The sequence below is a fragment of the Promicromonospora sp. NPDC050262 genome (assembly GCF_040655935.1).
In the GTDB taxonomy this organism is placed as follows: Bacteria; Actinomycetota; Actinomycetes; order Actinomycetales; family Cellulomonadaceae; genus Promicromonospora.
The window spans coordinates 224,476-245,169 of the sequence record NZ_JBFAKX010000010.1 but is presented as its reverse complement, the minus strand read 5'-3'; the positions used below and the strand labels follow the sequence as shown (position 1 = coordinate 245,169).

Below are 20,694 nucleotides of genomic sequence, written 5' to 3'. Positions count from 1 at the left end.
GGTGCATGCTGTGGATAACCCGGTGGACAGCGCTGCGCAACTTATCTGCTGGGGAGTGTCAGTGGCTGGGTGCAAGGTAGTAGTTCGAAGCGTTCCTCGTGCGACGACCTCCCGAAGGGCTGGACCATGACCGATTCGACCTCCACCGGACCCGAGACCGACCGCCCCGTGCCCGACGGCGTGGGCGTCCTGAAATCGGTGGTCCTCGACGTCCCCGACCTCGACGTCGAGGCCGGCTTCTGGACGGCCCTGACCGGTGGCGCCGTGAAGTTCACGGACTACGACTGGATCACCGTCACGACCCCGGACCGGTGGGACGTCGCGTTCCAGCTCGCGCCCGACCACGTCCCGCCGCAGTGGCCGGGACAGGAGCACCCTCAGCAGGCGCACATCGACCTGTACGTGCCCGACCTGGCCGCCGCGAGCGCCCGGGCGGTGGAGCTCGGGGCGACGGTGCTGCGGGAGAACGAGCGGTGGATCACGCTGTCCGACCTCGCGGGGCACCCCTTCGACCTGTGCCTCAAGGAGGAGTCCGACGGCGTGACCGTCATGGGTCCCACCTTCGACTGCCCGGACGCGTCCGCCCTCGCCCGGTTCTGGTCGGACGTCCTGGGCGCCCCCGTGGCGTACGACGCCGACGGCGTCGCCATGCTGGGCGGCGACCGGCCGGTGCTGTTCCAGTCGGTGGAGAACTACAACGCACCGCAGTGGCCGGACCCGGCGCATCCGCAGCAGGTGCACCTGGACATCGGGGTGCCCGACCTCGACGCCGGCGAGGCCGCGGTGCTGGCGCTCGGCGCGACCCGGCTGCCGGGCGAGGGCTCGGGCTTCCGCGTGTTCGCCGACCCGGCCAACCACCCGTTCTGCCTGGTGCTCTGACCCGGAGGGCTAAGTTCCGGCTCCGGGAAGCGGGGGGCCACCCGTCGTGCCACGGTGGAGGGCGGTGGGTCGCGCGAACGGAGTCGGGATGCTCACTCTGCGAGAGACGGGCACGCAGCTCGCCCGCCGCTGTGCCACCGCGCTCGAGAAGCATGCGGGCCTCCGGGTCACGCGCGTGCCGCGCGCCCGGGACCGCGGGGAAGGTACGGGCGGCGGCGCACCGGCGGGCGGAGCGGGGACGAGCGGTGCGGGCCGGCCCGTGAAGGCAGGGGTGCGCCCGCCGCGGGACCCGGCCGACCGCCTGCTGGTGGCCCCGGTGTTCGTGCTCTCCGCACCCCGGTCCGGGTCGACGCTGCTGCGGGTGGTGCTGGACAGCCACTCCCGGGTGCACGCGCCGGTCGAGACGCACGTGAGGCGGCTGTCCGTCGAGCTCACGACCCCGCTCGCCCGCCGGGCGATGAAGGCCCTGGGGCACAACACCGCTGACGTCGAGCACATCCTGTGGGACCGGATCCTCCACCGGGAGCTGCTGCGCAGCGGCAAGGACGTCATCGTGGAGAAGACGCCCAGCAACGTGTTCGCCGCCGACCGGTTCGCGACGTGCTGGCCGGACGCCCGCTTCATCTTCCTGCTGCGCCATCCGGTGTCGATCGCGCGCTCGTGGCACGACGCCGACCCGGCGCGGCGGCCCATGAACCGCGCCGTCCTGCACACGCTGAAATACATGAGGGCGCTCGACGACGTCCGGCGGCGGCTGCCGGGCCTCACCGTGCGCTACGAGGACGTGACCGAGGACCCGACGGCCGAGTTCCACCGGATCTGCGACTTCCTCGGTCTGCCGTGGGAGCCGGGCATGATCGCCTACGGCGAGCAGGACCACGGCGACTTCCACAAGGGCATCGGCGACTGGCGGGACAAGATCCGCACCGGCACCGTCCAGCCCGGGCGCAGCATCCCGCGCCCCGACGCGATCCCGCGTGAGCTGCGCCCGATGTGCGAGAGCTGGGGCTACGTCGAGGCGAACGCCGCGAGCGGCGACTGAGGCCGGGATCCACCGGCGCCAGGGGTGCGGCAGCGCCAGAGGCGCACCCGCGTCAGGGATGCACGAGCGCCGGGTGGTCGGGATGGTCGACCCGGACCACCAGGTCGGGCGTGCCCTGGATCTCCCGGTCGTACCGCTCGTAGGCCGGGATCACCCACTCCTCGTCCGGCGGTGTCCTGCGCCGGAGCGTCGCCGGCTTGATCGCGAGGTGCACGGCGACGTCCACGTCGAGCCCGCGGCCGACCGAGAGCGCGCCGTCGAGCACCACGACGGTGCCCTGACCCGCGCCGACGTATCCCGCTCGCGTGGCGCGGTCGGTATCCGGGTCGCGCAGGCTGGGCAGGTACTCGCCCCGCTCGACGACGCGCGTCAGCACCTCGCGGTTCAGCGCGGCGACGTCGATCCAGCCGTCGAGCAGGCTGTCCGGATCCTCCCGGCCGTGTTCGAGCCGCAGGGACCGCGGGCGGAGGAAGTGGCGGACCCCGACCCGCGCGACGGGCCGGCCGACGGCCTCCAGGGGCGCGACGAGCGCGTCGGCCAGCCGGTCCGGACGCGTGGACGGGTGCCCGTCGACGAGCAGCCGCACCGGGGCGCCGCTCGCGGCACCCCGGCCCAGCACCAGCCCGACGACACGCTCGACGAGGAGCGGCTCGCTCACGGGTTCGACGCGTGTGCTCATCCTGCGGCGGGCGGGAGCCCTAGCGCTCCGCCCGGCGGGAGCTGATCACGCCCGTGTCGAAGCCGGCCAGGTGCAGCCCGCCGTGGAACCGCGCGTGCTCGATCTTGACGCACCGGTCCATCACGACGTTCAGACCGGCGGCCTCGGCCTTGCGCGCCACGTCCTCGTGCCACGAGCCGAGCTGCAGCCACAGGGTCTTCGCCCCCACCGCGATCGTCTCGTCCAGCACGGTCGGCAGGTCCTCGTGCCGCCGGAAGACGTCGACGAGGTCGGGCACGACGGGCAGGTCGGCCAGGCTCGGGTACACGGGGTGCCCCAGGATCTCGGTCGCCCGCGGGTTCACGAAGTACATGTCGTACGGGGACGAGGAGAGCAGGTAGGTGGCCACGAAGTAGCTCGCGCGCGCCGGGTTCGCCGACGCGCCGACGATCGCGATCGACTTCGTGGAGCGCAGGATCCGCAGGCGCTCCGGGGCGCTCGGGCCCCGCCAGGTCCGGGTGGCCTCGCTCATCGGTTCACTCCCGTCGCCTTGGTCAGTGCCTGGTCGAGGTCCCAGAGGATGTCCTCGACGTCCTCCAGGCCCACCGAGATGCGGATGAGGTCCTCGGGCACGCCCGCCGCCTCGAGCTGCTCGGCGGAGAGCTGCTGGTGCGTGGTCGACGCCGGGTGGATCACCAGGGTGCGCGCGTCACCGACGTTCGCCAGGTGCGACGCGAGCTGCAGCGACTCGATGAACAGCCGGCCGGCCTCGCGCCCGTCGGGGAGCGGCAGGTTCTCGGCGTCGGGCGCGGCGCCCGGCGAGGGGACCTGCAGGCCGAACGCGAAGACCGAACCCGGCCCCAGGGGCAGGTACTTCTGCGCGCGCTCGTGGTGCGGGTGCGTCGGCAGGCCGGCCCAGAGCACGTAGGAGACGCGCGGGTCGGTGTCGAGCCACTCGGCCACGGCGCGCGCGTTCGCGAGGTGCGCGTCAAGGCGGTGCGGGAGGGTCTCGACGCCCTGGAGAAGCTGGAAGGCCGACTGCGCCGACAGCGCCGGGCCGATGTCGCGGAGCTGCTCGGAGCGCAGCTTGGTGAGGAAGCCGTACTCGCCGAAGTTGCCCCACCAGCGCACGTCCCCGTAGGACGGCACGGGCTCGGTCATCTGCGGGAACTTCCCGTTGCCCCAGTCGAACCGCCCGGACTCCACGACGACGCCGCCCAGGGTCGTTCCGTGCCCGCCCAGGAACTTTGTCACGGAGTGGATCACGATGTCCGCGCCGTGCTCGATCGGCCGCACCAGGTACGGCGTCGCGAGCGTCGCGTCGACCACCAGCGGGATGCCCGCGGCGTGGGCCACCTCGGCGAGCCCCTCCAGGTCGGCGATCTCGCCCGACGGGTTGGCCACGACCTCGGTGTAGAGCACCTTGGTCTCGGGCGTGATCGCCGCGGCGTAGTCCGCGGGATCGGTCCCGGGCACGAAGGTGGTCTCGACGCCGAACCGGCGCAGCGTCACGTCGAGCTGCGTCACCGTGCCCCCGTAGAGCTGCGCGGACGCGACCACGTGGTCCCCCGCCCCGACGAGCGCGGCGAAGGTGATGAACTCGGCCGACATGCCGGACGCCGTCGCGACCGCGCCGATGCCGCCCTCCAGCGAGGCGATGCGCTCCTCGAGCGCCGCGACCGTCGGGTTGCCGATGCGCGAGTAGATGTTGCCGTACTTCTGCAGCGCGAAGAGGTTCGCGGCATCGTCCGTGTCCTGGAACACGAACGACGTGGTCTGGTAGATCGGCACCGCCCGTGCCCCGGTCGCCGCGTCGGGGATGCCCCCGGCGTGGAGGGCCCGCGTGCGGAACCCGAAGGTGTGCTCGGTCATCGTCCTGCCTTCCTCTCCGCGACTCCGTCTGCCAGGACGGCGCGGATGTCCTCGACGGCCCACGGGTTCTGCAGCGACGTGACGTCGCCCAGCTCCTCGCCCTGCCACAGCTGCGCCAGGAGGCGCCGCATGATCTTGCCCGACCTCGTCTTCGGCAGCTCGGGCACCGCGATCACGTGCCGCGGCTTCGCCACCGGGCCGATCTCGCGCGCGACCTGCGACCTCAGCTCGGCGGCCGCGGCGGCCGCCTCCTCCGGCGGCGTCGTGCCCGCCCAACCTACGCCCACGCCGGACGGCACCACGAACGCGGCCACGCGCGCCGCCGCCGTCACGTCCATCTCCGCAGGAGACGCCGCTCGGCCAGCCCGATGAGCGCGTCGGTCAGCTTGCCCAGCACCGCGAGCAGCACGATCGCGAGCAGGATGCGGTCCACCCGGCCGTTCTGCTGGGAGTCGTTGAGCAGGAACCCGAGGCCCATCGACGACGCGATGAGCTCGGCGGCCACGAGGAACAGCCAGGACTGCGCGAGCCCGAGCCGGAGCCCGGCCACCAGGGAGGGCAGCACGGCGGGGAGCTGCACCACCGACAGGAGCCGCAGGCCGCGCAGTCCGAACGCCCGGCCGGCCTCGACCAGGTGCGGGTCGACGTGCCGCAGGGCCGCCGCGATGGTCGTGTAGACGGGGAAGAACGCGCCGATCGCGATGAGCGTGATCTTGGACTCCTCGCCGATCTTGAGCCACAGGATCAGCAGCGGCACCCAGGCGAGCGACGGTACGGCGCGGATCGCGCCGAGCGTCGGCGCGAGCAGGAGGTCGCCGAGCTTCGACAGCCCCACCAGGGATCCGACGGCGAGGCCCGCCGCCGCGCCCAGGGCGAACCCGATGAGCACCCGCTGCGTGGAGATCGCCACGTGGTGCCAGAGCTGGCCGCGCTGGACCAGGTCGACGGCGGCGTCCCACACGGCGACCGGGCCCGGGAGCTGGTACGGCGGGACGAGCCCGGCGGCCGTGGCGCCCCACCAGACCGCGAGGAGCGCCACGGGCACGAGCAGCCCCAGCGCGATCCGCCCGGCCCGGCCGGCGGCGCGGCCCGGGCGGGCGGACGCCGGGGCGGCGTCGACGACGCCGGCCGCCCGGCCGACGCCGCCCGCTCGTCGGTCAGCCATCCGAGGCCACCGCCTCCTGCGCGAACTCGGGGGCGAACAGCTCGTCCAGCGCGGTGTCGACGTCCTCCTGCGCGGCCACGTCGCCCGACTCGACGAAGATCGGGCCCACGACCTCCAGCACGTCGCGCTGCTTGTCGCCCGGGACGGGGTCGAGGTCGAGCACCGTGCGCTCCTCGATCACCGTGGACGCGACCTCGGGGTCGATCGAGGCGACCTCGGCCAGGAGCGCGGACAGCTCCTCCGGGTTCTCCAGCGCCCACGCCCGGGCCTGCTCGTAGGCGTCGACGACGGCCTGCGTGACGTCCGGGTGCTCGTCCACGAACTCCTCGCGGGCGTTGAGGAACCCGTACGTGTTGAAGTCGATGTTGCGGTAGATCAGCGTGTCGCCGGCCTCCGCCTCGGCCGCCGCCATGATCGGGTCCAGGCCCGACCACGCGTCGACGGAGCCGTTGTCGAGCGCGGCCCGGCCGTCCGCGTGCTGCAGGTTCTGCACCTCGACCTCGTCGAGCGGGATGCCCGCCTCGTCCAGCGTCTGGAGCAGGAAGAAGTAGGGGTCGGTGCCCTTGGTGGCGGCGATGGACGCCCCCTTCAGGTCCGCCACGTCCTTGATCGTCGAGTCGCCCGGGACCACGATCGCGGCCCACTCCGGCTGGCTGTAGATGTCGACCGTGCGGATCGGGGACCCGTTCGCGCGCGCCAGGAGCGCGGCGGACCCGGCCGTCGAGCCGAAGTCGATCGCCTCGGCGCGGAGGTTCTCGTTCGCGGTGTTCGAGCCGTCCGACTGCACCCAGGTGACCTCGACGCCGTCGAGCTCCTCCTCCAGCCAGCCCTGCTCGCGGACCACGAGGCTGAGCGGGTTGTACGTCGCGAAGTCGATGTTCAGGGTGTCGGTGCTCCACTCGCCCGCGCCCTCGCCGCCGGCGGCGGCCGACCCCTCGCCGGCCACGCAGCCGCTCATCGCCATCGCCGAGACGAGGGCCAGGCCGGACGCCAGAACGGTGTGCCTACGGATACGCATGGGTTGTCCTCTCGCTGCCCGACGGCGGTCGGCGGGCTGGGTGGTTCGGTGCGGTGGGTCTCGGGTCGGGCGATGGTGGTTCAGCGGTCGTGGCGGGTCGGCACGCCGAGCCCGTCGAGCAGCTCGGCGCGGAGCTCGGCCAGGTCGCGCGCGGCGCGGTCCCGCGGCCGGTCGCCCGGTACGTCGACGATCCGCGCGATGCTCGGCGCCCCGCCGTCCGCCACCGTGCGCAGCAGCACCACGCGGTCGGCGAGGTAGAGCGCCTCCTCGACGTCGTGCGTGACCAGCAGGATCGTCGCGGGCTGTGCCGCGTGGACGTCGAGCAGCAGGTCCTGCATGCGCAGCCGGGTCAGGGCGTCCAGCGCGCCGAAGGGCTCGTCGAGCAGCAGCACGCCGGGGTTGCGGGCCAGTGCCCGGGCGAGCGAGGCCCGCTGCGCCATGCCGCCCGACACCTGGCGCGGCCGCAGCCCGGCCGACGCCGCCAGCCCGACCAGGTCGAGCAGCCGCGCCACGCGCGCCCGGCCGACGTCCTTCGCGGTGCCCGGCGGGAGGCCCAGTGCGACGTTCTGCGTGAGGGTGCGCCACGGCAGCAGGCGCGGCTCCTGGAAGGCGACGGCGGTGCGCGGGTCCGCCCCGACCACGGGCGCGCCGTCGATCGTGACGCTGCCCGACGTCGGCGCGTCCAGGCCGCTGACCTGGCGCAGCAGGGTCGACTTGCCGCAGCCGGACGGGCCGAGCACGGCGACGATCTCGCCCGGAGCGACCTGGAGGTCCACGTCGCTCAGGACGGCGCGGCCGGGCCGCCCGGGCGCCGCGAAGGTACGCGAGACGCCGTCGAGCCGGACGGGGAGCGCCGGGGACGCGACGGCGTCCGCCCGGGTGGTGGGCGAGGCTGTGGACGAAGCTGTGGACGGGGCGGCGGGAACCATGGGTGTCATCCCTTGCGATCGGTCCGTGCGGTGGGGCGGTCGCTGTGCACCGACATGGCCCGGAGCGGTCCGGGCGGCAGGCTCCGAAGGAGCGTCACATGCCGGCGCACTGCCGCATTCGACAGGACCGGCGCATCCGGCAGGACCCACCCACCCGGCAGGACCGACGCACGGAGGCAGCCGTCGTGGCGCGTGGTGACGTCATCCGGCTTTCCTCTCCCATGGGGCGTTCGGTCATCTTTTGTCAGGCAATGCCGATGAACCCCATAGAACCGGATGATGCAACTCGTGCACCAGATCGTTTCATGATGTGAGACCAAGATGTGGACGGGCGGGGACAGGATGCATCCGGATGGTCCTCGCCCTGAGCGATTTCCGGTGACGGCGCCGGGCGCCGCGAGTACGTTGAGCCGGTGACCCAGCCCTATCTCCGGTATCCCCACATCCACGGTGACCAGGTCGCGTTCGTGGCCGACGACGACGTCTGGCTCGCCCCCGTCTCCGGCGGCCGCGCCTGGCGCCTGACCAGCGACCACGTGCCAGCGACGACTCCCCGCTTCTCCCCCGACGGCACGCGCCTCGCCTACGTGTCCCACAAGGACGGCCACCCCGAGGCCTACGTGGTCGAGCTGGCCGACGGCGCCACGCGACGCCTCACCTGGCTCGGCGGCACGACCACGACGGTGCTCGGCTGGGACGACGCCGGCCGGGTGCTCGTCTCGTCCAACGCCGGCTCGTACGAGCGCTCCCTGACCGTGGTGCGCGCGGTCGGCCTCGACGGCACCGTCGAGACCCCGCGCTACGGGGCCGCGTGGGGTGTCGCCGAGCACCAGGGCCCGGACGGCGGGCGCACGACCGCCCTCGTCTCGGCGGGCTACCGCACGCCCGCCTACTGGAAGCGGTACCGCGGCGGCACGGCCTCCGTGCTGTGGCTCGACCGGGGCACGGGCGAGTGGGAGCGCCCCCTGCCCGACGACGAGGCCGGCACCTACGACCCGATCTGGGTCGGGGACGCGCTGGTGTTCACGTCGGACCGTGCGGCGACGTTCCCCGACCACGCCAACGAGCAGGCGAACCTCTGGGTCTGGGACGGCCTGGCGACGGGCACGCAGGCGGCCGGGCCCCGGCTGCTCACCACCCAGACCGAGGCCGAGGGCTACGTCCGTGACGCGACGTCCGACGGTGCGCGCATCGTGTGGCACAGCCGCGGCGACCTCTGGCTGCTCGACGCGCTGGACGGCACCCCGCGCCGCCTGGACATCACGCTCACCGGCGCGCTCCCGGAGCCGTACTCGACCGACCCGGAATCGGCCGCGAGGGGTGTCGACGGGCTCGCCGTCGACAAGAGCGGTGACGCGAGCGTCGTGGGCTGGCTCGGCACCGCGTTCTGGGTGACCCACCGCGCGGGTCCGGCCCGGGCGCTCGTCGCCGACCCGTCCGTCCGCGTGCGGGAACCCGTGCTGCTCGGCGACACCGGCCGCGCGGTGGTCGTGACCGACGCCGCCCATGGCGACGGAGATGCCGGGAGCAGGGAGGACGCGCTCGAGGTCCATGCCCTTCCCGGTGCGTCCGGCGCCGCCCCGGCCGCCGCGCCGCAGCGCTTCGCGGCCGGCGAGCTCGGCCGGGTGCTGCACCTGGCCGCCAGCCCCGCCGGCGACAAGGTGGCGGCCGTGTCGCACGACGGCCGGGTCAGCGTGGTGGCGCTGCCCGCGGACGCCGCCGCGACGGACGGCGGCACCGGTGCGGGCGAGGGTGCCGTGCCGGCGGGCACCGTCATCCCGCTCGGCCGGTCGGCGAACGGCGAGGCGGAGTCCCCGACGTTCTCGCCGGACGGGCGGTACCTCGCCTGGTCCAGCCCGACCGGCACCGAGGGCGACCACCACCAGGTGCTCGTCGCCGACCTGCACGCGGAGACGCCGACGGCGACGCCGCTGACGTCGGGCCGCTTCCACGACTTCTCGCCGGCGTTCAGCGACGACGGCAAGTACGTCGTGTTCCTGTCGAACCGCACGTTCGACCCGTCCTACGACTCCCACGAGTTCGCCCTGTCGTTCAGCGCGGCGACCCGGCCCTGGCTCATCCCGCTGGCCGCGACCGAGCCGGCGCCGTTCGGCCCGAGCGCCGACGGCTGGCGCCTGAGCACGCCCGACGACAAGAAGGCCGGCACGGACGACGGCGCCGAGGGCGACGAGAAGCACGACCAGGACCGGCACGACGCGGCCTCGCCCGACATCGACTTCGACGGCGCCGAGGAACGCGTGGTGCCGTTCCCGGTGACGTCGGGTCGGTACCGCGACCTGCTCGCGGCCAAGGGTGGTGTGCTCTGGGTGCACGAGACCGACGACGCGGGCGTGCTCGGCACGCGGCACGCCGGCACGGACGGCGACCCGGTGCCCGACGTGCTGCAGTTCTGGTCCTTCGAGGCACGCAAGGCCACGGACATCGCGGAGAAGGTGACCGCGTACGCGGTGTCGGGTGACGGCGAGCGGGTGGTGATCCGGTCCGGGTCGGGGCTCAGCGCGCAGTCGGCCACCGGCAAGCCCGGCGACGACGACCCGAGCGCCTTCGACATCGACCTGTCCCGCGTCCGCTACGAGGTGGACCCCCGCGCCCAGTGGCACCAGATGTTCGACGAGAACGCCCGCATCATGCGCGACCACTACTGGCGGGCGGACATGAACGGCGTCGACTGGGCCGGGGTGGTGGCGCGCTGGCGTCCGCTGGTCGACCGGGTCGCGACGCACGACGACCTGGAGGACGTGCTCTGGGAGACCGTCGCCGAGCTCAACACGTCGCACGCCTACGTGCGCTCGCCCCACGAGCGCGGCGACGCGTCCCGGCGGCTCGGGCTGCTCGGCGCGGACCTCACACGGACCGCAGAGGGCTGGCGGATCGACCGGGTGCTGCCGAGCGAGTCGTCCGACCCGGGGGCGCGGTCCCCGCTGCGCGCCGCGGGCGTCGACGCGCGGCCGGGCGACCTGATCGTCGCGGTGGACGGTCGACCGGTGGACCCGGTGGCCGGCCCGGCGGCGAACCTGGTCGGCGCGGCCGACATCCCGGTCGAGCTGACCCTGCGGCGCACGCCGGCCCCGGCGGACGGTGCGACGGACGGCGAGACCGGACCGGCCGCGAGCACGGACCGGCGCGTCGTCGTCGTGCCGCTCGCCAACGAGTCCGACCTGCGCTACCAGGACTGGGTGCGGTCCCGCCGCGAGTACGTCGCCGAGAAGTCGGGCGGCCGGCTCGGCTACGTGCACGTCCCGGACATGGTGAGCACCGGCTGGGCACAGCTGCACCGCGACCTGCGGCTCGCCGCGGACCGCGAGGGCATCGTCGTGGACGTGCGCTTCAACGGCGGTGGGCACACGTCGCAGCTCGTGATCGCCCGCCTCGCCGCCCGCGTCGCGGGCTGGGGGCTGAACCGGCACTACGACCGCCCCAACTCCTACCCGGACCGCGCGCCGCGCGGCCCGGTCGTGCTCGTCACCAACGAGTACGCGGGGTCCGACGGCGACATCGTGAACGCGGCCGCGCAGGCGCTCGGCGTCGGTCCGGTCGTCGGTGTGCGGACCTGGGGCGGCGTGATCGGGATCGACGGCCGCTTCGACCTCGTGGACGGCACCGGGATCACCCAGCCGCGATACGGCCTCTGGCTCGACGGCAAGGGCTTCGACGTCGAGAACTACGGCGTGGACCCCGACATCGAGGTGCGGCACACCCCGGCGGACTACTTCTCCGACGTCGACCCGCAGCTCGAGGCGGGCATGGCCGAGGCGTTCCGGCTGCTGGAGGAGACCCCGGCGGCCGAGCCCCCGGCCCTGCCGGAACCGCGGGTGCGCCGCCGGTCATAACGCGGCCTCGGGTCGCGGCGACGCGTCGCTCAGCGGCGTGTCGCCTGCACGAACGTGATCGGGCCGTAGCGGTGCTCCACGTGCGCCACCTCGCGGGCGTCGGCGAAGCCGGCGTCCGCGAGGAGGCGCAGGAGGCCGCCCTCCAGGTTCCGGGCGGTGTGCGGGTTGTCGGCGACGGCGGCGTGCCCGCGGCCGTGCCCGCGCACCCGGCCGTACGCGCCCGTGCTGCCGGGGCCGCGCCGGGGTCCGCGTCCACGCCCGTGCTGATGTCCGTGCTCACCAGCAGAACCGTCCGCGCTGCCGAAGTCGACGATCGTCACCCGGCCGCCCGGCCGGAGCGCGCGGAACGCCTCGTGCGCGAACCGCACCCGTGCGTCGTCGGGCACGTGGTGCAGCGCGAGGGCGGAGACCACGTGGTCGAGCGAGCCGTCGTCCACGGGGAGCCGGTCGGCGAACCCCTGGACGAGCGTGAGCGGTACGCGGCGGCGGGTCGCTTTGCGGGCCGCGATGCGCAGCGCGGCGGCGTCCGGGTCCAGGCCGGTGACCCGGGCGGCCGGCTGCGCGCGGAGCACGGCGAGCGAGAGGTTCGCGGTGCCGCAGCCGAGGTCGAGCACGGACTCGCCCGGGCGCACGTCCGCGAGCGCCGCCGCGCGGTCGTGCAGGGGCCGCACGCGGGAGAAGCGGGTGAACGCGTCGTAGAGCGGGAGCAGCCAGGGCCTGCCCATGCCGGGCAGGAACTCGCGCCCACGCTCCTCCGGGGTGCGGTGGTCGAGGATCTGCACGGTGCTGTCGTTCATCCGAGTGCCTTCCGTCCGGGGTGCCCGCGCCGCAGACGGGCCGGGCCGGCCGCTCCGACCGCTCGTCCAGCATCGGACATCCTGCGGTCGGTCGACAGGACGGAACTCGGTGCCGATCGCACGATCCTCGGACAGGCCGTGCACATGGCTCGGGCGCGCGTGCGTCCGGCGCGGCGGATGGAACGTCGGTAGCGTCAGGGTCGTCACGACGGAGGGGGACGCATGGCACGGGAGCGGAGCGGCAGCTCGCTGCGCACCCCGTCCAGCGTCCGCACGGTACGCCCGGACGGCACCCCGGTGTACCGGTACCAGCCGCGCCTCGGCATGCCCCCGGTGAACGTCGACCTGCACGACGGCGCGGACGAGCACCCGCACCTCCCGCCCGAGCACCGGCACGCCCACGACTTCTACGTGCTCGTCCTCGTCGAGCGCGGCCCCGGAACGGCGGACGGCGTCCCGCACGACGGTGACCTGTTCGCCGTCCCGCCCGGCCGCGCGATCGGCCCCGGAACGGTCCGGGGCTTCGCCGGCTCCCGGGCCTGGACGCTGGCGTTCACGCCCGACGCCGTCCCCTCGCTCGCCTCGGTCTCGCCGCTGGCCTGGACGCACCACCCGCTCCTGGCGCTGTTCGAGGCGGAACCCGACGGGCCGGGCGCGGCCGACCGCCCGCCGGCCCTGAGCACGAACGTCCCCGCGGGCGAGCGCCCGCGCTGGTCGGCGTGGCTGACGGAGCTCCACGAGGAGCTGGCGGCGCCCGGACGGCTCGGCGCCCGGGACGCGGCGTCGGCCCTGCTGACCCGGATCCTGATCGCGGCGGCACGCCTGGCGCCGTCGGCCCCGGCGGTGCCCGACCCGCTCGTGACGCGGGCCTTCGACGAGATCGAGGCGACGTTCCGCGACCCGGTCTCCGCGGCCGACGTCGCCCGCGCGCTGGGCTACACGCCCGGCTACCTGACCACGGTGGTCCGCGAGCGCACGGGCCGCACCCTGCTGGAGTGGATCACCGAGCGGCGCATGACCGAGGTGCGCCGGATGCTGCGGGACACCGACCTGCCGCTAGCCGTCGTGGCCGCGCGCACGGGCTTGCGGGACGCCACGTACCTGGTCCGCCGGTTCAAGGACCGGTACGGGATCACGCCGGACCGGTGGCGGCGGAACGAACGGTCCTAGACCGAACTGTTGCAGAACGAACAGGCTCTGGACTCGTGCGTGAGTTCGGTCCTGCTATCGGCTAGTTTTGGGGCACGCATCGGCACGACTGATGTGTGCCACTCATCGAACGGAGCCCTCACCATGTCTCGCAACCGCGCCCTTCTCACGGTCACCGCGGCCTCGGCTGCCCTCCTGGCCCTGACCGCCTGTGGCAGCTCCGGCGAGTCGGGTGGCGCGGCCGACGAGCTCGGGCTGTCCGGCGACAAGCTGGTCGTCGCGACCGAGGGCACGTACCGGCCGTTCAGCTACCACGACGAGACGGACGAGCTGGTCGGGTACGACGTCGAGGTCGCCGAGGCGGTCGCCGAGAACCTGGGCGTGGAGATCGAGTTCCAGGAGACCCAGTGGGACGCCATCTTCGCGGGCCTGGACGCGGGCCGCTTCGACACCATCGCGAACCAGGTGACCATCACCCCGGAGCGCGAGGCCGACTACGTCTTCTCGACGCCGTACACCGTGTCGACCGGTGTGCTCGTGGTGGCCGCGGACAACAATGACATCACCAGCTTCGCCGACCTGGACGGCAAGACCAGCGCCCAGTCGCTCACGAGCAACTGGAACGACCTCGCCAAGGAGAGCGGCGCCACGGTCGAGGCCGTCGAGGGCTGGGCGCAGGCCGTGGCACTGCTGGAGCAGGGCCGCGTGGACGCCACGATCAACGACAGCCTCACCTACCTCGACTACGCGAACACCGAGGACACCTCCGGCATCAAGGTCGCCGTGGAGACGGACGAGGAGTCGCAGTCCGCGTTCGTCGTGACGCCGGAGAACGAGGCGCTGGCCACGGCGATCGACGGTGCCCTGGAGGATCTGCGCGCCGACGGTACGCTCGCCGAGCTGGGCGAGAAGTACTTCGGCGAGGACGTCTCGGAGTGACGCACCGCGTGACGCTCCCCGCCGGGCACCGCTGACGGCGCCGAGAGGGAGACATGGACTGGCAGCTCGTCGCCGACTCGTTCTGGCCGCTCCTGCAGGGCGGCCTCACCGGCACCATCCCGCTCGCCCTGGCGTCGTTCGCGATCGGGCTGGTGCTCGCCCTGCTCGTGGCGCTCCTGCGGCTCTCGCCGAACCCGGTGCTGTCGTGGATCGGCCGGGCGTACGTCTCGGTGATCCGCGGCACCCCGCTGCTGGTGCAGCTGTTCGTGATCTTCTACGGCATGCCGGAGATCGGCATCCGCCTGGACCCGTGGCCGAGCGCCATCATCGCGTTCTCCCTGAACGTGGGCGGCTACGCGGCCGAGGTGGTGCGTGCGGCGATCCTGTCCGTGCCCAAGGGCCAGTGGGAGGCAGCCTGGACCGTGGGCATGTCGCCGGTCCGGTCGCTGGGCCGGATCATCCTGCCCCAGGCCGCGCGGGTGTCGGTGCCGCCGCTGTCGAACACCTTCATCTCGCTGGTCAAGGACACGTCGCTCGCGTCGCTCATCCTGGTGACCGAGATGTTCCGCAAGGCGCAGGAGATCGCGGCGTTCTCGAGCGAGTTCCTGACCATCTACATCGAGGCGGCCTTCATCTACTGGTTGTTCTGCACGGTGCTGTCCACGGGGCAGAACGCACTCGAGAAGAGGCTGGACCGGTATGTCGCACACTGAGGACCGCCCCACCGGCAACCTGCTGACCGCCCGGGGCATCGAGAAGTCGTTCGGCACCAACCACGTGCTGCGCGGCGTCGACCTGGACGTGCGGCGCGGCGAGGTGGTCGCGCTGATCGGCGCCTCCGGCAGCGGCAAGACGACGGTGCTCCGCTCGCTCAACGGCCTGGAGACGCCGGACGCCGGGCTGCTGGAGTTCGACGGCGGCCCCGCCGTCGACTTCGGCGCCCGGTCCGTGGCCCTCGGACGCCGGACCGGCGCCGACGGCGCGCCGGACGAGGAGACGGCGGCCGCGGACGCCCCGATCGACGACGCGCCGGCGGACGACGTGTCGGCCGACGACGTGTCGGCCGACGACGTCCCGGCCGAGGAGGCCGCCGCCCGGTCCGGGTGGTTGGGGCGCCGCGCCGCGCGCCGTCAGGCCAAGACCGACCGGGCCGCCCTGCGCGACCGGTCCGCGATGGTGTTCCAGCACCACAACCTGTTCCCGCACCGCACGGTGCTGGAGAACGTGATCGAGGGCCCCACCCAGGTCCAGCGGGTCCCGCGGGAGACGGCGGTCGCCCGCGCCGAGGAGCTGTTGGCCCGCGTCGGGCTGGCCGAGAAGCGCGACGCGTACCCGCACGAGCTGTCCGGCGGCCAGCAGCAGCGCGTCGGGATCGTGCGCGCGCTCGCGCTCCAGCCCGACCTGCTGCTGTTCGACGAGCCGACGTCGGCCCTCGACCCCGAGCTGGTGGGTGAGGTGCTGACGGTGATGAAGGAGCTCGCCGAGGAGGGCTGGACCATGGTGGTGGTCACCCACGAGCTGCAGTTCGCGCGCCAGGTCGCGTCCCAGGTGCTGTTCCTCGACGGCGGCGTGGTGGTCGAGCGCGGCGCGCCGGCGCAGATCTTCACGAATCCGGCCGAGGAGCGCACCCGCCAGTTCCTCAACCGGGTGCTGCATCCCCTCGACTGACCCATCCCCTTCGAGGCCCGAGTTTCTTCGCTTTGAGGCTGCTCAAAGCGAAGAAACTCAGGCCTCGAAAGGGAGCGGAGGACCGGTCGTGCCCTGTGCGCCGTCTAGGCGAGGGCGACCCGGCGAGGCAGCGCGTAGCCCAGCGCGAAGACGGCGAGCGCGGCCGCGGCCGCCCCGGCGCCGAGCAGGTCCAGCCACGCCGCGCCGAACGGCAGCACCGACGCGCCGACGACGGGCGCGACCGCGATCCCGATGTACATCGCCGTCGAGTACCAGGACAGGGACACCCCGGCGACGGCGGGGTCGACGTCGACCAGGCGGTGCTGGATGGGCACGAGGGCCGTGGCGGTGCCCAGGCCCCAGACCCCGAACAGTACGGCGGTCCCCAGGTACGAGTCCTCCGCCGCGAACAGCGCGCCGAGGGAGACGACGACCACGGCGAGGGCGCCGACCGCGGTGGGCCGCGCCCCGATCCGGTCGGTGAGGGAGCCGCCCAACCAGTTGCCGACGAGCCCGGCGGCGCCGAAGACCAGCAGCAGCGTCGCGAGCGCCGTCCCGCTGCCGCCGGTCACGCCGCGCGTCACGGCCGAGCTGAAGATGTAGACCATGTTGAACGCGGCGGTGAAGAGCAGGGCCGTCATCAGGGCCAGGCCGATCCGGACGTCGCGCAGCACCGCGAACCGGGCGGCGAGGCCGGGCACCGACCCGGTCGGCACGGTGCGGGTGAGCAGCGCGACGACGACAGCGAGCACCGCCGCGAGCGCCGCCAGGATGCCGAGGGCGAGCCGCCAGCTCCCGAGGGCCGCCAGCGCCGTGCCCAGCGGAGAGCCGACGGCGGTCGCGAGCATGAACCCGAGGCCGACGACGCCGAGCGCGCGCCCCCGCTGCTCCGGGGGCACGAGCGTGGGAGCGGCCGCCATCGCGGCGGGCATGAGCGCAGCCCCGCCGAACGCGGCGACGACGCGCCCGGCGGTGAAGACGGTGAGGTCACCGGCAATGGCCGAGAGGGCGATGCCCGCGGCGATGAGGCCCATGCCCGCACCCATCAGCGCGGCGCGGGACGCACGGGCGAACAGCACGGAGACCACCGGCGCGACGACCGCGACGATGATCGCGTACCAGGAGATGGAGTAGCTGACGGAGCTGGTGCTCGCACCGATCCCGTCGGCGATCTGCGGGAGCACGCCCGCGATGACGAAGGCGTTCGTGCCGACCACGAACAGCGCCGCCGCGATCGCCGAGATCCGGAGATAGGCGCCCCGCAGCGAGTATGATTGTTCGATGAACGTCATACCATCGAGCCTACGTGACAGTTCGATGGTTGTCGAACTATTTGGCCGGACCGATGTCGTCGAGGTGAGTCATGGGTGACTATCCCAGCCCGGACATGGCCGAGGTCGAGCTCGTCGACGTGCTCAAGGCCCTCGGCGATCCCGTGCGCCTGCAGATCGTGCACAAGCTGGCCGACGGCGAGCCCAAGCCCAAGACTCTCGACGGCTGGGGCCTGGACCTCACCAAGTCGACCATGTCGCACCACTTCCGCACGCTGCGCGAGGCCGGCCTCACGCGCACGATCGTGCACGGCCGCACGCACGCCATCCAGCTGCGCCGCGACGAGCTCGACGACAAGTTCCCGGGCCTGATCGCCGCCGTGCTCGCCGAGCGGTGACCACCACGCCCGGGCCAGGTCACCGCTGGCGCGGCCGGAGCGGGCGCGGCCGGCCCGGCAGCGGTTCGAGCGCGGCCAGCACCTCGTCCCTGCTCGGGGCGGCGGCGTCCAGCACCACCCGGCCCGGCCGGGGGCCGAGCACCACCACGCGGTCGGCCAGGGCGAGGGCCTCGTCCACGTCGTGCGTCACGAGCACCACGGCTCGCTGCCCGACGCCGGCGGCCCGCTCGCTCTGACGGCCGGCGTCGGCGAGCCCGACCCCCGCCAGCCACTCGTTCATCCGCCGCCGCGTGATCGGGTCCAGGGCGCCGAACGGCTCGTCGAGCAGCAGCACGGGCCGTCCGGCCAGGCAGGTGCGGAGCAGCGCGAGCCGCTGCCGCATCCCGCCCGACAGCTCGTGGGGCCAGGCCCGCTCGAAGCCCGCCAGGCCGAACGTCTCGAACAGCTCGGCGGCGCGCGCCTCGGCATCGGCCCGCGGCACCCGCGCGATCCGGGCGCCGAGCAGCGCGTTGGACCACGCCCGGCGCCACGGCAGCAGCCCGTCCCGCTGCGGCATCCAGGCCGTCGCGGCTCCGCCGTCCGGCAATGTGGGGAGCGTGAGCTCCCCCGAGACCGTCGCGCCCGGCGGCAGCATGCCGCCGAGCGCGCGCAGCAGCGTCGACTTGCCGCACCCCGAGGGCCCGACGACGGCGACGAACTCGCCGTCGGCCACCGCGAGATCCACGCCGCCCAGGGCCAGGACGTCGCCGAACCGGACGCTCAGCCCGGACGCCGAGAGCACGCTCACGGCTGGCCGTCGGCGTCGGCGTCGTCCGCGTCGGTGTCGCCCGCGGAGCCGGCCGCGCCCGGCAGGTAGTCGTCGGTCCAGGCGGCGTCCGTGTCGAACCCGGGTTCGGTCAGCCCCTCCTCCTCGAGGAACCCGACGAACCCGTCCCACACGTCGGCGCGCTGCACGCCCCACTCGCCGGACGCGTACTGCGGGGCGAGCCACCGCGCGCTCGCCCCGACCAGCTCCGGGTCGAGCTCCGGCGCAGCCTCCAGCAGCACCTGCGCCGCCCGGTCGGGGTCGGCAGCGGCCTCCTCGTACCCGCGCGAGAGCGCGGCCAGGAACCCGCGGGCGACGTCCGGCTCCTCGTCGAGCAGTGACCGGGACGTCGCCACGAGCGGCGTGTACCAGTCGGGGATGCAGTCGAGGTGGTCCCGGAACGCGATGGTGTCGACGTCGAGCCCGTCCACCTCGCCCAGCCGGATCGTGTCCCAGGCGTCGAACACCCAGGCGGTGTCGAACTGGTCCTCGGTGAGGCCGATGCGGAAGTCGTCGCTGACGAGCGGCGTGAACTCGACCTGCGCGGGATCGCCGCCGTCGCACTCCACGAGCTTGCTGATCAGGGCCTTCTCGAGGTCGGACTCGTAGGACCCGTACCGCTTGCCCTCCAGGTCCTTGGGCCGCGTGATCCCGTCGTCCGCGAGGCTGATCAGCGACGACGTGTTGTGCTCGATCACGGTCGCGACGGAGACGACGTCGGCACCCGCCGCCCGCGCGGGGACCAGACCCTCCGCCACGGAGTAGGCGAAGTCGGCCTGGCCCGCCGCGACGAGCTGCAGACCCGACGTCTCGCCGGGCTCGACGATCTCGACGTCGAGCCCCTCCTCCTCGAACCAGCCCTCGGCCCGGGCCAGGTACAGGCCGGAGTGGTTGGTGTTGGGCGTCCAGTCGAGCACGACGGTGACCTCGCGCAGGCCGCCGTCGGACGCCGCGTCGGCGGTGCCCGCGGCGGCGCCGCAGCCCGCGAGCGCCAGCGGCGCGATCGCGGCGAGGGCCAGGGCGGGGGTACGGGACAGGTTCATGATTTTCCTCTCTGCCACGGCGTCGCGACGCGCGTGAGCGCGGCGACGAGGGCGAAGAACAGGCCGGACAGGAGAGCGATCAGGACGACGCCCACGAAGATCTGGTCCACGGCGTACGCCTTGCGGGACCGCTGCACGAACACGCCGAGGCCGGACTGCCCGGCGAGGTACTCGGCGACCACGGCCGCGCCCACCGCGTAGGTCGCGGCGACCCGCAGGCCCGCGAGCGCACCGGGGACCGACGCCGGCAGGCGGACCAGCAGGAACTGGTCCAGGCGGGTACCGCCCAGGCCGGCGACCATGTCGGAGTGCTCGGCGTCGACGGCTCGCATCGCCCCCACCGCCGAGACCAGGACGGGGAAGAAGACGGTGAGCGACACCAGGATCACCTTGGGCAGCAGGCCAAAGCCCGCCCAGAGGATCATCAGCGGCGCGAGCACGACGACCGGCACCGTCTGCGTGAGCACGACGAGCGGGTACACCGCGTCGCCGGTCACGCGGGAGGCCGTGACCACGATGCCGAGCAGCAGGCCGGCGACCGCGCCGAGCGCGAGCCCGGCGGCGGCCTCGGTGAGCGTGGTCGCGACGTGCGGGCCGAGCAACGGCGCCACCTCGACGGCGGTGCGCGCCACCTGGGACGGCGCGGGCAGCACGAACTCGGGCACGCCCGCGAGCCGCACCCAGGCCTCCCACACCGTGAGCAGCGCCGCGACGGTCAGCAGCGGAGCGAGGACGCGCCCGGCCCGCCGTCCGACCGGGTGCGGCTCGCGTCCTGCCGGGCGCCGCCATGCCGGACGCTGCCCCACCACCGGGTCCGGCCCGGACCGCCGCCGCGCGACGGCGCGGGTGCTCACGCCCGGAACTTGGTGACGAGGTCCGCGATGGTGGGGCCGGCGTCGTCGGCGCCCTGGCCGACCTTGATGTTGGACTGGACGCCGTCCGCACCGGCGGCGAGCGTCGCCTCGTGGACGGCGCGCAGCAGCGCCCACACCTCGTCGGGGCTGCCCTGGACGAACGTGCCCATGGCGCCCACCTCGTAGGTGAGCCCGGACGCCTCGATGACGGCGATGGCGGCGTCCACGTGCGCGTACTTCGCGTCGGGCGTGCCGCTGGGGCGGGGAGAGACCTGGATCTCGGCGAGCATGTGCGACCTCCGTGCACGGGCATGCCGGAGGTCGCCGGTTCCCGACAGGGGGCGCGCGACCACGCC

General features: G+C 73.8%; 20 protein-coding genes and 1 pseudogene. 8 read left to right on the top strand and 13 right to left on the bottom strand.

The features are described 5' to 3' along the window. Nucleotides 1-126 precede the first annotated feature (126 nt). Both AB0I29_RS17040 and AB0I29_RS17035 read left to right on the top strand, forming a co-directional pair. The gene (locus AB0I29_RS17040) at nucleotides 127-879 is read left to right on the top strand and encodes a VOC family protein (RefSeq protein WP_285100453.1); all 753 of its coding nucleotides are present in this window, start codon (nucleotides 127-129) and stop codon (nucleotides 877-879) included. Between the two features lie 88 nt (nucleotides 880-967). After that, nucleotides 968-1,921, top strand: a complete 954-nt coding sequence (locus tag AB0I29_RS17035) for a sulfotransferase (protein ID WP_285100454.1) — start codon at nucleotides 968-970, stop codon at nucleotides 1,919-1,921. A gap of 52 nt (nucleotides 1,922-1,973) precedes the next feature. Here the strand turns inward: AB0I29_RS17035 and AB0I29_RS17030 are convergent, their stop codons facing one another. The 7 genes and pseudogenes from AB0I29_RS17030 to AB0I29_RS17000 all read right to left on the bottom strand — a co-directional run bounded on the left by AB0I29_RS17030 (nucleotide 1,974) and on the right by AB0I29_RS17000 (nucleotide 7,572). Next, nucleotides 1,974-2,579, bottom strand: a complete 606-nt coding sequence (locus tag AB0I29_RS17030; RefSeq protein WP_285100455.1) for a uridine kinase — start codon at nucleotides 2,577-2,579, stop codon at nucleotides 1,974-1,976. A gap of 40 nt (nucleotides 2,580-2,619) precedes the next feature. Next, nucleotides 2,620-3,111, bottom strand: coding sequence for a CoA-binding protein (locus AB0I29_RS17025; protein WP_357483451.1), 492 nt, complete (start codon nucleotides 3,109-3,111; stop codon nucleotides 2,620-2,622). Continuing rightward, nucleotides 3,108-4,451 (bottom strand): O-acetylhomoserine aminocarboxypropyltransferase/cysteine synthase family protein, encoded by a 1,344-nt coding sequence (locus tag AB0I29_RS17020; protein WP_357483448.1) that lies wholly within the window; start codon nucleotides 4,449-4,451, stop codon nucleotides 3,108-3,110. The genes AB0I29_RS17025 and AB0I29_RS17020 overlap by 4 nt, the downstream gene beginning before the upstream one ends. Beyond that, nucleotides 4,448-4,765 (bottom strand): annotated as a pseudogene (locus tag AB0I29_RS17015) (acetyl-coenzyme A synthetase); the annotation flags it as partial. The gene AB0I29_RS17020 and the pseudogene AB0I29_RS17015, both read right to left, overlap by 4 nt. 14 nt (nucleotides 4,766-4,779) lie before the next feature. Beyond that, the gene (locus AB0I29_RS17010) at nucleotides 4,780-5,616 is read right to left on the bottom strand and encodes an ABC transporter permease (RefSeq protein ID WP_285100458.1); all 837 of its coding nucleotides are present in this window, start codon (nucleotides 5,614-5,616) and stop codon (nucleotides 4,780-4,782) included. Continuing rightward, a complete protein-coding gene (locus tag AB0I29_RS17005; protein WP_285100459.1) occupies nucleotides 5,609-6,634 on the bottom strand; it encodes an aliphatic sulfonate ABC transporter substrate-binding protein in 1,026 nt (341 codons plus the stop codon). Before AB0I29_RS17005 ends, AB0I29_RS17010 begins: the two co-directional genes overlap by 8 nt. A gap of 80 nt (nucleotides 6,635-6,714) precedes the next feature. Beyond that, nucleotides 6,715-7,572, bottom strand: a complete 858-nt coding sequence (locus tag AB0I29_RS17000) for an ABC transporter ATP-binding protein (protein ID WP_357483443.1) — start codon at nucleotides 7,570-7,572, stop codon at nucleotides 6,715-6,717. Between the two features lie 404 nt (nucleotides 7,573-7,976). Between AB0I29_RS17000 and AB0I29_RS16995 the strand changes: the two genes are divergently transcribed. Beyond that, nucleotides 7,977-11,414: a S41 family peptidase gene (locus AB0I29_RS16995; protein ID WP_357483440.1), complete on the top strand. Its 3,438-nt coding sequence runs from the start codon at nucleotides 7,977-7,979 to the stop codon at nucleotides 11,412-11,414. A gap of 29 nt (nucleotides 11,415-11,443) precedes the next feature. On the opposite strand, the gene AB0I29_RS16990 is transcribed toward AB0I29_RS16995, so the two are convergent. Continuing rightward, nucleotides 11,444-12,211, bottom strand: coding sequence for a class I SAM-dependent methyltransferase (locus AB0I29_RS16990; protein WP_357483437.1), 768 nt, complete (start codon nucleotides 12,209-12,211; stop codon nucleotides 11,444-11,446). A gap of 222 nt (nucleotides 12,212-12,433) precedes the next feature. On the opposite strand from AB0I29_RS16990, the gene AB0I29_RS16985 reads away from it, so the two are divergent. From AB0I29_RS16985 to AB0I29_RS16970, 4 genes are all read left to right on the top strand, one after another. Next, nucleotides 12,434-13,381, top strand: a complete 948-nt coding sequence (locus AB0I29_RS16985) for an AraC family transcriptional regulator (RefSeq protein WP_357483434.1) — start codon at nucleotides 12,434-12,436, stop codon at nucleotides 13,379-13,381. Between the two features lie 123 nt (nucleotides 13,382-13,504). Beyond that, nucleotides 13,505-14,299 carry an amino acid ABC transporter substrate-binding protein gene (locus AB0I29_RS16980; RefSeq protein ID WP_357483431.1) on the top strand — a complete coding sequence of 265 codons (795 nt, stop codon included), beginning with the start codon at nucleotides 13,505-13,507 and terminating at the stop codon, nucleotides 14,297-14,299. Between the two features lie 53 nt (nucleotides 14,300-14,352). Further along, entirely contained in the window at nucleotides 14,353-15,012 is a 660-nt protein-coding gene (locus tag AB0I29_RS16975) for an amino acid ABC transporter permease (RefSeq protein WP_285100465.1), read from the top strand. After that, nucleotides 14,999-15,967, top strand: a complete 969-nt coding sequence (locus AB0I29_RS16970; RefSeq protein WP_357483426.1) for an amino acid ABC transporter ATP-binding protein — start codon at nucleotides 14,999-15,001, stop codon at nucleotides 15,965-15,967. Before AB0I29_RS16975 ends, AB0I29_RS16970 begins: the two co-directional genes overlap by 14 nt. A gap of 104 nt (nucleotides 15,968-16,071) precedes the next feature. On the opposite strand, the gene AB0I29_RS16965 is transcribed toward AB0I29_RS16970, so the two are convergent. Continuing rightward, the gene (locus tag AB0I29_RS16965; protein WP_285100467.1) at nucleotides 16,072-17,259 is read right to left on the bottom strand and encodes an MFS transporter; all 1,188 of its coding nucleotides are present in this window, start codon (nucleotides 17,257-17,259) and stop codon (nucleotides 16,072-16,074) included. Between the two features lie 71 nt (nucleotides 17,260-17,330). Here AB0I29_RS16965 and AB0I29_RS16960 point away from each other — a divergent pair, with 71 nt between their 5' ends. Continuing rightward, complete coding sequence (locus tag AB0I29_RS16960) at nucleotides 17,331-17,636, top strand: ArsR family transcriptional regulator (protein ID WP_285100468.1); 306 nt, start codon at nucleotides 17,331-17,333, stop codon at nucleotides 17,634-17,636. A gap of 19 nt (nucleotides 17,637-17,655) precedes the next feature. Here the strand turns inward: AB0I29_RS16960 and AB0I29_RS16955 are convergent, their stop codons facing one another. From AB0I29_RS16955 to AB0I29_RS16940, 4 genes are read right to left on the bottom strand one after another with little or no spacing between them, the layout of a single operon-like run. After that, a complete protein-coding gene (locus AB0I29_RS16955; RefSeq protein WP_357483421.1) occupies nucleotides 17,656-18,423 on the bottom strand; it encodes an ABC transporter ATP-binding protein in 768 nt (255 codons plus the stop codon). After that, nucleotides 18,420-19,484: an ABC transporter substrate-binding protein gene (locus tag AB0I29_RS16950; RefSeq protein WP_357483418.1), complete on the bottom strand. Its 1,065-nt coding sequence runs from the start codon at nucleotides 19,482-19,484 to the stop codon at nucleotides 18,420-18,422. Before AB0I29_RS16950 ends, AB0I29_RS16955 begins: the two co-directional genes overlap by 4 nt. Then, complete coding sequence (locus tag AB0I29_RS16945; RefSeq protein ID WP_357483415.1) at nucleotides 19,481-20,338, bottom strand: ABC transporter permease; 858 nt, start codon at nucleotides 20,336-20,338, stop codon at nucleotides 19,481-19,483. The genes AB0I29_RS16950 and AB0I29_RS16945 overlap by 4 nt, the downstream gene beginning before the upstream one ends. Next, on the bottom strand, nucleotides 20,335-20,628 hold the full coding sequence (locus AB0I29_RS16940) for a thiamine-binding protein (protein WP_357483412.1): 294 nt from the start codon (nucleotides 20,626-20,628) through the stop codon (nucleotides 20,335-20,337). The genes AB0I29_RS16945 and AB0I29_RS16940 overlap by 4 nt, the downstream gene beginning before the upstream one ends. Between the last annotated feature and the right edge of the window lie 66 nt (nucleotides 20,629-20,694).

Excerpts from the sequence above, each read along its gene's own strand:
- AB0I29_RS17040 (WP_285100453.1), top strand. The coding sequence starts at position 127 with ATGACCGATTCGACCTCCACCGGACCCGAGACCGACCGCCCCGTGCCC.
- AB0I29_RS17035 (WP_285100454.1), top strand. The coding sequence starts at position 968 with ATGCTCACTCTGCGAGAGACGGGCACGCAGCTCGCCCGCCGCTGTGCC.
- AB0I29_RS17025 (WP_357483451.1), bottom strand. The coding sequence starts at position 3,111 with ATGAGCGAGGCCACCCGGACCTGGCGGGGCCCGAGCGCCCCGGAGCGC.
- AB0I29_RS17020 (WP_357483448.1), bottom strand. The coding sequence starts at position 4,451 with ATGACCGAGCACACCTTCGGGTTCCGCACGCGGGCCCTCCACGCCGGG.
- AB0I29_RS17010 (WP_285100458.1), bottom strand. The coding sequence starts at position 5,616 with ATGGCTGACCGACGAGCGGGCGGCGTCGGCCGGGCGGCCGGCGTCGTC.
- AB0I29_RS17005 (WP_285100459.1), bottom strand. The coding sequence starts at position 6,634 with ATGCGTATCCGTAGGCACACCGTTCTGGCGTCCGGCCTGGCCCTCGTC.
- AB0I29_RS17000 (WP_357483443.1), bottom strand. The coding sequence starts at position 7,572 with ATGACACCCATGGTTCCCGCCGCCCCGTCCACAGCTTCGTCCACAGCC.
- AB0I29_RS16990 (WP_357483437.1), bottom strand. The coding sequence starts at position 12,211 with ATGAACGACAGCACCGTGCAGATCCTCGACCACCGCACCCCGGAGGAG.
- AB0I29_RS16985 (WP_357483434.1), top strand. The coding sequence starts at position 12,434 with ATGGCACGGGAGCGGAGCGGCAGCTCGCTGCGCACCCCGTCCAGCGTC.
- AB0I29_RS16980 (WP_357483431.1), top strand. The coding sequence starts at position 13,505 with ATGTCTCGCAACCGCGCCCTTCTCACGGTCACCGCGGCCTCGGCTGCC.
- AB0I29_RS16975 (WP_285100465.1), top strand. The coding sequence starts at position 14,353 with ATGGACTGGCAGCTCGTCGCCGACTCGTTCTGGCCGCTCCTGCAGGGC.
- AB0I29_RS16970 (WP_357483426.1), top strand. The coding sequence starts at position 14,999 with ATGTCGCACACTGAGGACCGCCCCACCGGCAACCTGCTGACCGCCCGG.
- AB0I29_RS16965 (WP_285100467.1), bottom strand. The coding sequence starts at position 17,259 with ATGACGTTCATCGAACAATCATACTCGCTGCGGGGCGCCTATCTCCGG.
- AB0I29_RS16960 (WP_285100468.1), top strand. The coding sequence starts at position 17,331 with ATGGGTGACTATCCCAGCCCGGACATGGCCGAGGTCGAGCTCGTCGAC.
- AB0I29_RS16950 (WP_357483418.1), bottom strand. The coding sequence starts at position 19,484 with ATGAACCTGTCCCGTACCCCCGCCCTGGCCCTCGCCGCGATCGCGCCG.
- AB0I29_RS16940 (WP_357483412.1), bottom strand. The coding sequence starts at position 20,628 with ATGCTCGCCGAGATCCAGGTCTCTCCCCGCCCCAGCGGCACGCCCGAC.